Here is a 12,669-nt window from a genome sequence, read left to right as displayed (position 1 = left end):
TAGCCCCGGCCAGATCGCGCGCGGGCGTATCAAAATACTGGTTGAGCAGCGGCCCGGACTGCCATTCGCCCTGGCGACGAACCTCCAGCAACGGGTGTGTGCGCAACGCCTGGAGCGTTTCCGGCGTGGTGCGCAACTTGATCTCGGTTTCTTTGGCCATCGGACTGTCTCTTGATCTGGTATTTGATTACATCGAACCGCGCCCGAAAAGGCGCGGCCAGAACTGACATGATTTTAACCCGACCGGGTTGCGCTGAACCGGTCGAAATCCGGAGATCAGCCTGATGTCAGCGTATTAATGGCTATATGATGACGTTCATGTGACCGTTTGGTGACGATCAGCCGATCACTCTCTATAATCTGCCGGCAAACCCGTTCCGGAGGCCTCATGCCTAGCAATCCCTTTCTCAGCCTTTTTGGTCGCTCGCCCATCGGGCCGATGCAGCAACACATGGCCAAGGCGCACGAATGTTCGGCGCACCTGGTGCCTTTCATTGAAGCCGTGGTCGCCAATGACTGGACCGAAGCCGAACGCCTGCAGCAACAAATCTCCCAGCTCGAGCGCGATGCTGACAAGCTGAAGAAAGACGTGCGTGTACATCTGCCCAAGAGCCTGTTTCTACCGGTGCCACGCTCGGACTTGCTGGAGCTGCTCAGTGTACAGGACAAAGTAGCCAATCGGGCCAAGGATATAGCCGGCCTGATGCTTGGTCGGCAGATGGATATTCCGGGGCCGATCCGCCCGGCATTCCAGACTTTCGTGCAGCGCTCGGTAGACGCTGTAGCCCAGGCGCTGAAGGCCATGAACGAGCTGGACGAATTGCTCGAGACTGGCTTTTCCGGACGCGAAGTAACCCTGGTAGAGAGCCTGATCGAGGAGCTCGACGCCATCGAACACGATACCGATACGCTTCAGATCAAACTGCGGGCAGAACTGTTCAAGCTGGAGCGCGACCTGCCGCCCGTCAACGTGATGTTCCTGTACCAGATCATCGAGTGGATAGGCGATGTAGCGGATCGGGCGCAGCGCGTCGGTAACCGCCTAGAACAACTGATGGCCCGCTAGTGGTCAGTCTCGACATGCACCCAAACAGAGTATTTCCAACATGACCCTGATTGCAGAATACGGCACCATCCTGCTGATACTGGCCTGCGTGTTCGGTTTCTTCATGGCCTGGGGCATCGGCGCCAACGATGTCGCCAACGCGATGGGCACCTCGGTTGGCTCTCGCGCGCTGACCATCAAGCAGGCGATCATGATCGCCATCGTCTTCGAATTTCTTGGCGCCTACCTGGCAGGCGGCTCGGTTACCCAGACAATCCGCAGCGGCATTCTAGACTCGGATCTGATCAGCGGCGAGCAGATGATTTTCGGCATGATGGCCTCGCTGCTGGCGGCTGGCACCTGGCTTCTGATCGCATCGATCAAGGGCTGGCCGGTATCCACCACCCACTCGATCATCGGCGCTGTTATCGGCTTTGGTGCGGTTGGCGTATCGATGGAGGCGGTGAACTGGGGTGGCGTGGTGCCCATTGTCGCCAGCTGGGTCATTTCCCCGCTGCTGTCGGGCATTATCGCCTTCATGATCTTCATGAGTGTGCACAAGCTTATCCTGAACACTGACGACCCCTTCACCAGCGCCAAGCGCTATGTCCCCCTGTACATGTTTGCGGTCGGCTTTGTAGTCACACTGATGACCCTGACCAAGGGGCTGAAACACGTTGGACTGGATATCAGCAACTTCCAGGGCTTCCTGATGGCCGTGGCCATAGGGGTGCTGGTGATGCTGCTGGGCATGGCGCTGCTCACCCGGATCAAGGCCGATCCGGCAGCGGACAAGGACTTTCATTTCGCCAGCGTGGAAAAGGTGTTCGCGGTATTGATGATCTTTACCGCCTGCGCGATGGCCTTTGCTCACGGCTCGAATGACGTAGCGAACGCGGTCGGCCCGTTGGCGGCGATCGTCGGCGTGCTACAGACCGGCGGCGAAGTGGCTGCCCGTTCGGTGGTCCCGGCGTGGGTATTGCTGCTGGGCGGTGTCGGCATCGTCATCGGCCTGGCAACCTATGGCTACCGGGTCATCGCCACCATTGGCCGGCACATTACCGAGCTGACACCCAGCCGCGGCTTTGCTGCCGAGCTGGCGACCGCCACCACCGTAGTCTCGGCCTCAGGTATCGGCCTGCCGATTTCCACTACGCACACCCTCGTCGGCGCAGTTCTTGGTGTGGGTATGGCGCGCGGCATCGGCGCATTGAACCTGCGGGTAATCGGCACAATCTTCAGCTCCTGGGTAATCACCCTGCCCGCCGGCGCGGCGCTCTCAATTGTGTTTTTCTTTATCCTTAGCGGCATTTTCGGCTGACGCTGCCACCCTGGCGGGCTAAGCTGGCCTGAACCAGCTCAGACCGCCAGGAGTTTCTATGGCTATTCCCTCTCTGAGGGCGCAATTCGACGCCCTGCTCCAGACCCAGTCAATCAGCTGCAGCCAGCCCGAGCTGGATCAGTCCAATCTCGAGGTCATCCATCTGCTCGCTGCCTGGCTGGACGATCTGGGGTTCAAATGTCATATCCAGGACATTCCCGATGAGCCGGGCAAGGCCAACCTGATCGCGACACTGGGTTCCGGGCCAGGTGGGCTGGTGTTAGCCGGCCATACCGACACCGTGCCTTGTGATCCCGAGCTCTGGCAGCATGATCCCTTCAAGCTTACCGAGGCGAATGGCCGCTGGTATGGCCTGGGCAGCTGCGACATGAAGAGTTTCTTTGCGCTGATCATCGAAGCGCTCAAACAGTATGCCGACCAACCGTTCAAGCACCCCCTGATCATCCTCGCCACCGCGGATGAGGAGAGTTCGATGAGCGGCGCCCAATCGCTGGCAGCCAGCGACCTATCCCATGCCCGCCACGCCGTCATCGGCGAACCCACGGGGCTAAAGCCGGTCAGGGTGCACAAGGGCATCATGATGGAGCGCATCGACATCATCGGTCAGTCAGGTCACTCGTCGGATCCGTCCCTGGGCCACAACGCGATGGAGGCGATGCACCGGGTCATCGGCGACCTGCTGACAATGCGCTCGAAATGGCAGAAACGCTGGAACGACCCGCTGTTCGGCGTGCCGGTACCGACCATGAACCTGGGCTGCATCCATGGCGGAGACAATCCCAACCGCATTTGTGGCAAATGTGCGCTGGAGTTCGATATCCGGCCCCTGCCCGGCATGGATCCCGACGCGTTGCGCACGGACATTCGCGAGCAACTGAAGATCATCGCTGCCGAACAGCAGGTCGACATTACCTACAACCCGCTGTTTCCCGGCGTTCCGCCCTTCGAGACCGCCGCCGACGCAGCGATCGTCAAGGCCTGCGAGCAGCTCACCGGCCATAGCGCCGGCAGCGTAGCCTTTGCCACCGAGGGTCCCTACCTGAACAGGCTGGGCATGCAGACGCTGATTCTGGGGCCGGGCGACATCGACCAGGCCCATCAGCCCGATGAGTACCTGGCGATGGACCGTATCGACCCGACTGTGAAAATCCTGCGCGGACTGATCGAACAGTTCTGTTTGCACTGAGGCCTGGCTGCGCCTAGCGGAAGGGAGGCTCGTCGAAGCTGCGCAGTTTGCGCGAGTGCAGCGCATTGAGCTGACTGCGCAGCAGATCCAGGGCAGCAATGCCGATATGCAGATGCTGGGTCACTGCCCTTTCGTAAAAGGCACCGGCAGCGCCGGGCAGTTTGATCTCGCTGTGCAGCGGCTTGTCGGACACACAGAGCAGCGTGCCGTAGGGTACTCGCAAGCGGTAACCCTGGGCGGCGATGGTGCCGCTTTCCATATCCACCGCGATTGCTCTGGCCTGATTGATCAACGGTCGCTCTTGCGCCCAGCGTAGCTCCCAGTTGCGGTCGTCGTAGGTCAATACCGTGCCGGTACGCAGGCGGCGCTTGAGATCGTCGCCGCGGTCGCCGGTAACCTGCGCGGCGGCTTCCTGCAGGGCCAGTTGCACCTCGGCCAGTGCCGGCAGCGGAATATTCGGCGGCAGCACGCGGTCAAGGATGCCGTCGCGGCGCATATAAGCGTGGGCCAGCACATAGTCACCGATGGTCTGCGACTGACGCAGGCCGCCACAGTGGCCGATCATCAGCCAGCAATGCGGTCGCAGTACCGCCAGATGGTCAGTAATGTTCTTGGCGTTGGAGGGCCCCACGCCGATATTGACCAGCGTAATACCGTCACCTTCGGCGGCCTGCAGGTGGTAGGCCGGCATCTGATAACGGTGCCAGAGCACGCCTGCCACCAGCGCCTGCGCCTGCGCCTCGGACATGCCCCGCTCGATCACCACGTTGCCGGGCAGGACCATGCGCTCGAAGCGCGAATCCCCGCCCAGCATGTCCAGACCATGGCGAATGAACTGATCGACATAGCGATGATAGTTGGTCAGCAGGATCCATGGTTGCACCTGCCTCCAGTCACTGCCGGTGTAGTGCACCAGCCTGCGCAGGGAAAAATCGACCCGCGCGGCGTCAAATAGTGCCAGCGGCAGCCGGGATGCGTTTTCCCAGTCGTACAGACCGTCGGCGGTACCGTCGGTCACCGCCGACAGATCGGTGCTGGGAAAGACCCTTGCCAGCTCACCCGCGGTGACTGCGGATGCGGCAAGATCGGCGTATTCCAGCACATAGGGATAGGGGATGGACTGTTCACTGACGCCTACCTCCACGCGCAGCGTGAAATCACGCATCAGCGGACCCAGCTGTTCCAGCAGGTATTTGCGGAAGGCCTCGGGATGGGTGACTGTCACGCTGTAGATGCCCGGCACCTGAACCTTGGCATAGGCGCGCACCGTTGCCGCCGCTTCGCCCTGGGCATCATAGGTCAGACGCAGTTCGGGATAGCGAAATTGCTGTAGCTGGGCACCGTCCGGCCGGCTGCGGTCGCTCAGATACCGGTCAAGCGCCAGCTTCAGGGCGCCAGTGGCCTGGCCATACAGCCGCGCCAGACGATCAACAGCCTCTTCCGGCGTTCCAACAAGCACGAATTCCTGGGTCATTACGCTCACGCTACACTCTCTTTTGCCACAGGGTTTAGCTTCATATTGCACTGAATCGACACTGCGGTCATGACCGCGGTCCGATCTAGCACAATGATCGCTTGAAGGGAGTCTATCAAAGTCCCTAAACTGCCCTTTTGCCCGGACCGACAATCATGCTCGACTACGTCAACTGGTTCCGCCACTCGACGCCTTATATCAACACGCATCGCGACTGTACCTTTGTCATGTTGCTCCCGGGCGAGGCCCTCGCGCATCCCAATTTTGGCAATATCGTGCACGACATCATATTGCTCAACAGTCTTGGCGTGCGTCTGGTGCTGGTCCATGGGTCCCGGCCGCAAATCGAGGAGCGGCAAAAGGCCCGGGGTATCGCGTCGAGCTACCACAACGACCTACGAATTACCGACAGCGATACCCTGGCGTGTGTAATGGATGCGGTAGGTAGCCTGCGTATTGCCATCGAGGCGCAGCTCTGCTCGGCGCCTTCCGCATCCGGTCAGGGATCGAGGCTGCGGGTAGTCAGCGGCAATTTTGTTACCGCCAAACCAATTGGCGTGGTCGACGGCGTGGATTATCACCATACCGGCGAAGTCAGACGAATGGATCGCAAGGCTATCAGCCGGCATCTGGATGAAAGCGCGATCGTACTGCTGTCCTCGATCGGCTATTCGCCTACCGGAGAAGTGTTCAATCTGGCCTGCGAAGACGTTGCCACCAGTGCTGCCAGCGCCCTTGAAGCCGACAAGCTGATTCTCTTCGGGCCGGACCAGGGCATTTTCAGTGCCGACGGTGAACTGCTGCGCGAACTCAAACCCACCCGTGCGCAGCCGCTGCTCAATGCGCTTGGCAACAGCCTGCCCGGTTCCCTGCTTGCCGCTGCCTGCAAGGCATGCGGCAAGGGCGTCCGGCGCGCGCATATCGTCAGTTACAGCGATGACGGCGCACTGCTTACCGAACTGTTCACCCGCGACGGTGGCGGCACCCTGGTGACCCAGGAGGCCTTCGAGGTCATTCGTACCGCAACGATCGAGGATGTCGGCGGTCTGCTGGAGCTCCTGCGCCCACTGGAAGAGGCCGGCATCCTGGTGCGCCGCTCACGGGAGATTCTGGAAACCGAGATCGGCCAGTTTACCCTGGTGGAACGCGACGGGATGATCGTCGGTTGTGCCGCGCTTTATCCACTGGAAGACTCCAGCGCGGCGGAACTCGCCTGCGTGGCGATCGATCCCAACTACCGTCATGGGGGACGTGGAGACCAGTTGCTCGCACATGTTGAAGCCCAGGCGCGCTCGCTGAAACTCGACACCCTGTTCGTGCTCACCACGCGCACCGCCCACTGGTTTCGCGAACGCGGTTTTGTCCCCAGCTCGGTCGAGCGCCTGCCGGCCAAGCGCGCTTCGCTGTATAACTTCCAGCGCAACTCCAAGGTGTTCGAGAAAGCACTCTAGCGCGGGCATGACACTGGATTGAACGATTACCCTGCTGCATGCATGGCGGCAAATTGTTATGCTTGCGCGATTGCCAAGCCAACGAGATTTGCTGTCATGCCTGATTACCGCTCGAAAACCTCCACCTTCGGTCGCAACATGGCTGGTGCCCGCGCACTATGGCGCGCCACCGGCATGAAGGATGAAGACTTCAAGAAGCCGATCATTGCGGTAGCCAATTCCTTCACCCAGTTTGTTCCCGGCCACGTCCACCTCAAGGACATGGGTCAACTGGTTGCCCGCGAGATCGAGAAGGCCGGCGGTGTGGCCAAGGAATTCAATACCATCGCAGTCGATGACGGTATCGCGATGGGCCATGACGGGATGCTCTACTCCCTGCCTTCGCGGGAAATCATCGCCGATTCGGTGGAATACATGGTCAATGCCCATTGTGCAGATGCGATCGTCTGCATCTCCAATTGCGACAAGATCACCCCCGGCATGCTCATGGCCGCACTGCGCCTGAACGTGCCCGTGGTATTCGTTTCCGGCGGCCCGATGGAAGCCGGCAAGACCAAGCTGGCCAGTCACGGCCTGGATCTGGTGGACGCGATGGTTATCGCCGCCGATGAGACAGCCAGCGACGAGACGGTCGCCGAGTATGAGCGCAGCGCCTGCCCTACCTGCGGCTCCTGCTCCGGTATGTTCACCGCTAACTCGATGAACTGCCTGGCCGAAGCCCTGGGCCTGGCCCTGCCGGGCAACGGTTCAACACTGGCCACCCACAGCGACCGCGAAGAACTGTTTCTACGCGCCGGACGCACCATTGTCGAGCTGTGCCAGCGTTACTATGGGGATGGCGACGAGAGCGCACTGCCGCGCAGCATCGCCAGCTTTGCTGCGTTCGAGAACGCGATGACACTGGATATCGCCATGGGTGGATCGACCAATACCATCCTGCACCTGCTGGCCATCGCCCAGGAAGGCGAGATTGACTTCGATCTGCGCGATATCGACCGTCTTTCGCGCAAGGTACCGCAACTGTGCAAGGTGGCGCCGAATATCCAGAAGTACCACATGGAAGACGTGCACCGTGCTGGCGGCATCTTCAGTATCCTCGGCTCCCTGGCGCGCGGTGGCCTGCTGCATACCCAGGTGCCCACGGTGCACAGCGCCAGCCTGGAAGAAGCGATCGCGAAATGGGATATCACCGTTACCGATGACGAGTCGGTGCATACCTTCTTCCGCGCCGGTCCGGCAGGCATTCCGACCCAGACCGCATTCAGCCAGTCCACCCGCTACGACACGCTGGATATGGACCGTGAGGGCGGCTGCATTCGTAGCGTCGAGCATGCCTATTCCCAGGAAGGCGGTCTGGCTGTGCTGTACGGCAACATTGCACTGGACGGCTGCGTGGTCAAGACGGCCGGCGTTGATGAGTCGATTCACGTATTTGAAGGAAACGCGAAGATTTTCGAAAGCCAGGACAGCGCGGTAAAGGGCATTCTCGCCGATGAAGTGAAGCCCGGTGACATCGTGATTATCCGCTATGAGGGCCCCAAGGGCGGCCCGGGCATGCAGGAAATGCTCTACCCCACCAGCTACCTGAAGTCCAAGGGTCTGGGTAAGGATTGCGCGCTGCTGACCGACGGCCGTTTCTCGGGCGGCACTTCCGGCCTGTCGATTGGGCATGCCTCGCCGGAAGCGGCTGCCGGCGGCGCGATCGGCCTTGTGCGCGACGGCGACAAGGTACTCATCGACATACCCAATCGCAGCATCAATCTGCTGGTCAGCGATGAGGAGCTGGCACACCGCCGCATCGAGCAGGACAAGAAAGGCTGGAAGCCGGTAGAGAAGCGTCCGCGCAAGATTACCACCGCGCTCAAAGCCTATGCCCTGCTGGCAACCAGCGCTGACAAGGGAGCTGTGCGCGACAAGGCCATGCTCGATGGCTGAATGCAAATTCGGCTGAAAATTCGCCACTATTATGGCAAAACCCGGACATCCCGCCGCGAATCGTCAATGAACCGACCAGACGAGGCGGCTGTCATACCATCTGTCGGACAAAACGTCCTTTTGTGGCTCGGTAGCAAGCTGCCGAACCGTGATGGAGCTAACATCAAGCGAAAGATGGCATATTGATATACCGGGAATCGGGCAGGGACAGATGGAAACAGACGAGGACAGGGTACTGCTGGTTGAAGCGGATCCGGCAAAGCGCGAGCACTTGCTTGAACTCTTCCGTGCTTTCAGCGGCAACGTCCCGAGCGTTGAGGTCTGCACCCGCCCCAAAGAAGCTTCCAACCGGCTGGCCAACGGCGAGTTCCGCTACTGCCTGATCCCCGAGGACATTACGCTGCTGCACGACGTACGTCGTATGGCTCAGCACACACTGTGCATGATGATCCGCGATGACGACTCTCCGGAGCTGGACAATCGCGCGATCAGCGATGGCGCCGACGAAGTGTTGCTACGGCAAAGCCTTACTTCCGCGAGCCTGCAACGGGCATTGCTGCATGCCGGGTGGCGCAGGCAGAGCGGCGGCAAGCTGGCCAAGCAAGCCAAGCAGGACCCGCTGACCGGCCTGGGCAACCGCGCCATGCTCGAAGAGGAGCTTGAACGCCTGCTTCTGCGCAGCAAACGCAGCCATACCAGCTTTGCGCTGCTGTACATCGATCTGGACTACTTCAAGCAGATCAACGACAGCTTCGGTCACGGACTCGGCGATCTGTTGCTCGCGGTTATCGCCAACCGCTTGCGTCGCAGCATGCGGGACGTCGATCTGATAACCCGAATTGGTGGCGACGAGTTCGTCGCGCTACTCACAGACCTGCATGATGTGAATGATGCGGCGCTGATTGCCAGCAAGATCATCCATGCCCTGAGCGAGCCGATAACGCTCAACGGCCATCATCTGTTGATTTCCGCGAGCGTGGGTATAGCCACTCATCCACAGCATGGTGCCAGTGCCCAGGAACTGCTGTCCCATGCCGACCAGGCGCTCTACCGTGCAAAAGCAGGCGGGCGAAATGGCTACCGTTTCTACAGCCCTGAAGAAGATGCCGGAACCGAACACAATCTGGACATCGAGCAGGGACTGCGGCATGGACTACTGGAAGGGCAGTTCCGCCTCCACTACCAGCCAATCGTGGATACCCGCAATGGCAATACTGTCGCCTGGGAAGCACTGTTGCGCTGGCAGCATCCGAAACTGGGCCTGCTCACCCCGGATGGTTTCCTGCGCCTGGCAGAACATAGCGGACTCATACTGCCCATGGGGCATTGGGTCATCAGCCAGGCACTGAATGCCGTCAGCCAATGGCGCGATGCCGGAATAGATTGCCGGCTGTCGATCAATCTCAGCGACCGCGAGTTGAAACAGCCGCGCTTTGCCGAGCAGCTGAAACAGTTGCTGGTCAAGCACCGCATAAGCCCGGGGCTTGTTCAGCTGGAGCTGCGCGAGGATGCGCTGCTAAAGCATGCCGCGCAGGCAGAGGCCTTGTGTCAGAAGCTGGCCGCATTGGGTGTGGATATCTGGCTGGATCATTTCGGCGAGGAATACGGCGCTCTGGGCTATCTGTCCAGGCTGCCTATCAGGGGCATCAAGCTGGACGCTCGCCAATTGTCGAAGGAAAGCGACGACTTCACCAGCTACCTGAAGAATCTGGTGACCCTGTCGCGCGGGATGGACAAGCAGGTGATCGCCAACTACGTGGAAGACGCACACTGCGCCGAACAGCTATCCAGCTGGGGCGGCGACTTTCTCCAGGGCTTCTGGATCGGCAGACCGCGCCCCCTGGAGGACGTGGTTGGTCAGCCCCTGAGCCTGTCCAGTACCTGATAGGAATGAGCCGGGTAATCATTCGAGCCAGGCACATCACGTTTTTCCACCAGTTCCCAGTCCTGGCCGTCAACCGGCGGAAACCAGGCGTCACCCTCGGGTTCAGCCTCTACCAGGGTCAGATACAACCTGTCGGCACGCTCAAGCATCTGGCGGTAAAGTGTCTCGCCACCGATCACCATCACCTCCTCCACCCCGTCCAGGACCGCCTGACGTGAGGCCTGCTGCAATGCAGCATCAATACTCTGCTGCACCGAGGCACCCGGAATCTGCAAACCGTGCCGGTTACTGACAACAATATTGGTGCGTCCGGGCAGTGGCCGGCCGAGCGATTCAAAGGTCTTGCGACCCATGACAATCGGCTTGCCCCAGGTAGTGCTGCGAAAGTATTTGAGGTCTTCCGGCAGATGCCACGGCAGCTTGTTGTTGCGGCCGATCACCCGGTTCAGCCCCATGGCTGCGATCATTGCAATACGTGGACTGGACGCGTCACTCATACTGCCACCGGGGCCTTGATGTGCGGATGCGCCTGATAATTTTCCAGAGAAAAGTCCTCGGCGGTGAACGCGAACAGATCCTTCACCTCGGGATTCAGACGCATGGTCGGGAGCGGATGCGGTTCGCGCGTTAGTTGCAGGTCTGCCTGTTCCAGGTGGTTCGAGTAAAGGTGGCAATCGCCGCCGGTCCACACGAAATCACCCGGTTCCAGTCCGCACACCTGCGCCACCATCAATGTCAGCAGCGCATAGCTGGCAATATTGAATGGCACACCGAGGAAAATATCGGCCGAACGCTGATACAACTGGCAGCTCAGCTTGCCGTCCGCCACATAGAACTGGAACAGCGCATGACATGGCGGCAACGCCATCTCGTCAACCAGCGCAGGGTTCCAGGCCGAAACGATCAGACGGCGCGAATCCGGATTGCTGCGAATCATCTCCAGCAGCTTGCTGATTTGATCGATCGATTCGCCATTCGGCGCCGGCCAGGAGCGCCACTGATAACCATATACCGGCCCCAGATCGCCGTTCTCGTCCGCCCAGTCGTCCCATATGGATACACCGTTGCGTTTCAGGTAGGCAATATTGGTATCGCCCTGCAGGAACCACAGCAGTTCGTGAATGATGGACTTGAGATGGCACTTCTTGGTGGTCACCAGTGGGAAACCTTCGGCCAGGTCGAAGCGCATCTGGTAACCGAACACGCTATGGGTGCCCGTTCCGGTGCGGTCGCTCTTGAAGGTTCCGTTCTCGCGCACATGGCGCATCAGATCAAGATACTGTTTCACGCTTGGCACCCTCATTACGGTAGGCCCACGCCATCAGCGCAGCGCCAATCAGAATCATCGGCAACGACAGTAGCTGCCCCATGGTCAACCAGCCGAACGCCAGATAACCAATGTGTGAATCCGGCTCGCGGAAGAATTCGACGAAAAACCGGAAGACGCCGTAACAGACGCCAAAGAGTCCGCTCACAGCCATGGTCGGCCGCGGCTTGCTCGAATACAGCCAGAGAATCACAAACAGCGCCACGCCCTCGAGAGCGAACTGATACAACTGGGAGGGATGCCGGGCCAACTGCAGCGGATCGGTCGGGAAAATCATTGCCCAGGGCGCATCTGTCGGCTTACCCCAGAGCTCGGCGTTGATGAAATTGCCGATACGACCGGCGCCCAGACCAATCGGCACCAGCGGCGCGACGAAGTCCATCAACTCGAAAAAACGCTTGCCGGTGCGCCGCGCAAACCACCAGACCGCCAGCAACACACCCAGCAGACCGCCATGGAAAGACATGCCGCCCTTCCACACCTGCAACACCAGGGAGGGTTCGGCGACATAGGACTGCAGATCGTAAAACAGAATATAGCCAATCCGCCCACCGGCCATCACGCCAAGCGCGACCCAGAACACCAGGTCCGATAGCGTTTCCCTGGTCCAGCTCGAATCAAAGGAGCTCAATCTGCGGCTGGCCAGCCACCAGGCGCCGCCAATGCCGACCAGATACATCAGGCCGTACCAGTGAATTTGTAACGGACCCAGCGAAATTGCCACCGGATCGATCTGCGGATAGGCCAGCATGGCGGTTCCCTACATCAAGAAGTTGATACCCACGCACAACAGCAACAGTGCGAACAGGCGTTTCAGCAGCCGCTGCGACAGGCGGTGCGCAAGTCGCGCACCAAATCCGGCAGACAGCATGCTGGTGGCAGCAATACCCACTACAGCCGGCAGATAAACATACCCCAGACTCCAGTCCGGCAACGGCTCTATGGTCCAGCCGGTGACGATAAAGCTGATGGCCCCGGCTATTGCAATCGGCAGACCACAGGCGGACGAGGTCGCCACCGCCTG

Annotated in this window: 12 protein-coding genes; 6 read left to right on the top strand and 6 right to left on the bottom strand. The window is 60.1% G+C overall.

Going from position 1 to position 12,669, the window contains the following annotated elements:
* On the bottom strand, positions 1–160 hold a 160-nt coding region (locus tag ABYA88_RS13490), incomplete at its 3' end, for a CYTH domain-containing protein (RefSeq protein WP_373187895.1).
* A 228-nt stretch (positions 161–388) separates the two neighbouring features.
* Here ABYA88_RS13490 and ABYA88_RS13485 point away from each other — a divergent pair.
* From ABYA88_RS13485 to argE, 3 genes are read left to right on the top strand one after another with little or no spacing between them, the layout of a single operon-like run.
* Positions 389–1,066: a TIGR00153 family protein gene (locus tag ABYA88_RS13485; RefSeq protein ID WP_373187892.1), complete on the top strand. Its 678-nt coding sequence runs from the start codon at positions 389–391 to the stop codon at positions 1,064–1,066.
* A gap of 40 nt (positions 1,067–1,106) precedes the next feature.
* Positions 1,107–2,366 carry an inorganic phosphate transporter gene (locus ABYA88_RS13480; RefSeq protein WP_373187891.1) on the top strand — a complete coding sequence of 420 codons (1,260 nt, stop codon included), beginning with the start codon at positions 1,107–1,109 and terminating at the stop codon, positions 2,364–2,366.
* A 58-nt stretch (positions 2,367–2,424) separates the two neighbouring features.
* The gene (gene argE / locus ABYA88_RS13475) at positions 2,425–3,573 is read left to right on the top strand and encodes an acetylornithine deacetylase (RefSeq protein WP_373187890.1); all 1,149 of its coding nucleotides are present in this window, start codon (positions 2,425–2,427) and stop codon (positions 3,571–3,573) included.
* Between the two features lie 13 nt (positions 3,574–3,586).
* Here the strand turns inward: argE and amn are convergent, their stop codons facing one another.
* The gene (gene amn, locus ABYA88_RS13470; RefSeq protein WP_373187893.1) at positions 3,587–5,047 is read right to left on the bottom strand and encodes an AMP nucleosidase; all 1,461 of its coding nucleotides are present in this window, start codon (positions 5,045–5,047) and stop codon (positions 3,587–3,589) included.
* A 155-nt stretch (positions 5,048–5,202) separates the two neighbouring features.
* Here amn and argA point away from each other — a divergent pair, with 155 nt between their 5' ends.
* The 3 genes from argA to ABYA88_RS13455 all read left to right on the top strand — a co-directional run bounded on the left by argA (position 5,203) and on the right by ABYA88_RS13455 (position 10,318).
* Positions 5,203–6,498 (top strand): amino-acid N-acetyltransferase, encoded by a 1,296-nt coding sequence (gene argA, locus ABYA88_RS13465; RefSeq protein ID WP_373187889.1) that lies wholly within the window; start codon positions 5,203–5,205, stop codon positions 6,496–6,498.
* Between the two features lie 96 nt (positions 6,499–6,594).
* Positions 6,595–8,433: a dihydroxy-acid dehydratase gene (gene ilvD / locus ABYA88_RS13460; protein WP_373187888.1), complete on the top strand. Its 1,839-nt coding sequence runs from the start codon at positions 6,595–6,597 to the stop codon at positions 8,431–8,433.
* A gap of 211 nt (positions 8,434–8,644) precedes the next feature.
* A complete protein-coding gene (locus ABYA88_RS13455; protein ID WP_373187887.1) occupies positions 8,645–10,318 on the top strand; it encodes a putative bifunctional diguanylate cyclase/phosphodiesterase in 1,674 nt (557 codons plus the stop codon).
* Here the strand turns inward: ABYA88_RS13455 and ABYA88_RS13450 are convergent.
* From ABYA88_RS13450 to ABYA88_RS13435, 4 genes are all read right to left on the bottom strand, one after another.
* Entirely contained in the window at positions 10,291–10,815 is a 525-nt protein-coding gene (locus tag ABYA88_RS13450; RefSeq protein ID WP_373187886.1) for a dihydrofolate reductase, read from the bottom strand. The genes ABYA88_RS13455 and ABYA88_RS13450 overlap by 28 nt on opposite strands.
* A complete protein-coding gene (locus tag ABYA88_RS13445; protein WP_373187885.1) occupies positions 10,812–11,606 on the bottom strand; it encodes a thymidylate synthase in 795 nt (264 codons plus the stop codon). Before ABYA88_RS13445 ends, ABYA88_RS13450 begins: the two co-directional genes overlap by 4 nt.
* A complete protein-coding gene (gene lgt / locus ABYA88_RS13440) occupies positions 11,590–12,396 on the bottom strand; it encodes a prolipoprotein diacylglyceryl transferase (RefSeq protein ID WP_373187883.1) in 807 nt (268 codons plus the stop codon). Before lgt ends, ABYA88_RS13445 begins: the two co-directional genes overlap by 17 nt.
* A 9-nt stretch (positions 12,397–12,405) precedes the next feature.
* Positions 12,406–12,669 (bottom strand): TSUP family transporter (locus tag ABYA88_RS13435; RefSeq protein ID WP_373187882.1); only part of this gene is annotated, 264 nt, incomplete at its 5' end.

The sequence above is a fragment of the Halopseudomonas sp. genome, assembly GCF_041579695.1.
Taxonomy (GTDB): domain Bacteria; phylum Pseudomonadota; class Gammaproteobacteria; order Pseudomonadales; family Pseudomonadaceae; genus Halopseudomonas.
The sequence above is the reverse complement of the archived record's forward strand: the minus strand, read 5'-3'. Positions and strand labels throughout refer to the sequence as shown.

Excerpts from the sequence above, each read along its gene's own strand:
- ABYA88_RS13485 (WP_373187892.1), top strand. The coding sequence starts at position 389 with ATGCCTAGCAATCCCTTTCTCAGCCTTTTTGGTCGCTCGCCCATCGGG.
- ABYA88_RS13480 (WP_373187891.1), top strand. The coding sequence starts at position 1,107 with ATGACCCTGATTGCAGAATACGGCACCATCCTGCTGATACTGGCCTGC.
- argE (WP_373187890.1), top strand. The coding sequence starts at position 2,425 with ATGGCTATTCCCTCTCTGAGGGCGCAATTCGACGCCCTGCTCCAGACC.
- amn (WP_373187893.1), bottom strand. The coding sequence starts at position 5,047 with ATGACCCAGGAATTCGTGCTTGTTGGAACGCCGGAAGAGGCTGTTGAT.
- argA (WP_373187889.1), top strand. The coding sequence starts at position 5,203 with ATGCTCGACTACGTCAACTGGTTCCGCCACTCGACGCCTTATATCAAC.
- ilvD (WP_373187888.1), top strand. The coding sequence starts at position 6,595 with ATGCCTGATTACCGCTCGAAAACCTCCACCTTCGGTCGCAACATGGCT.
- ABYA88_RS13455 (WP_373187887.1), top strand. The coding sequence starts at position 8,645 with ATGGAAACAGACGAGGACAGGGTACTGCTGGTTGAAGCGGATCCGGCA.
- ABYA88_RS13450 (WP_373187886.1), bottom strand. The coding sequence starts at position 10,815 with ATGAGTGACGCGTCCAGTCCACGTATTGCAATGATCGCAGCCATGGGG.
- lgt (WP_373187883.1), bottom strand. The coding sequence starts at position 12,396 with ATGCTGGCCTATCCGCAGATCGATCCGGTGGCAATTTCGCTGGGTCCG.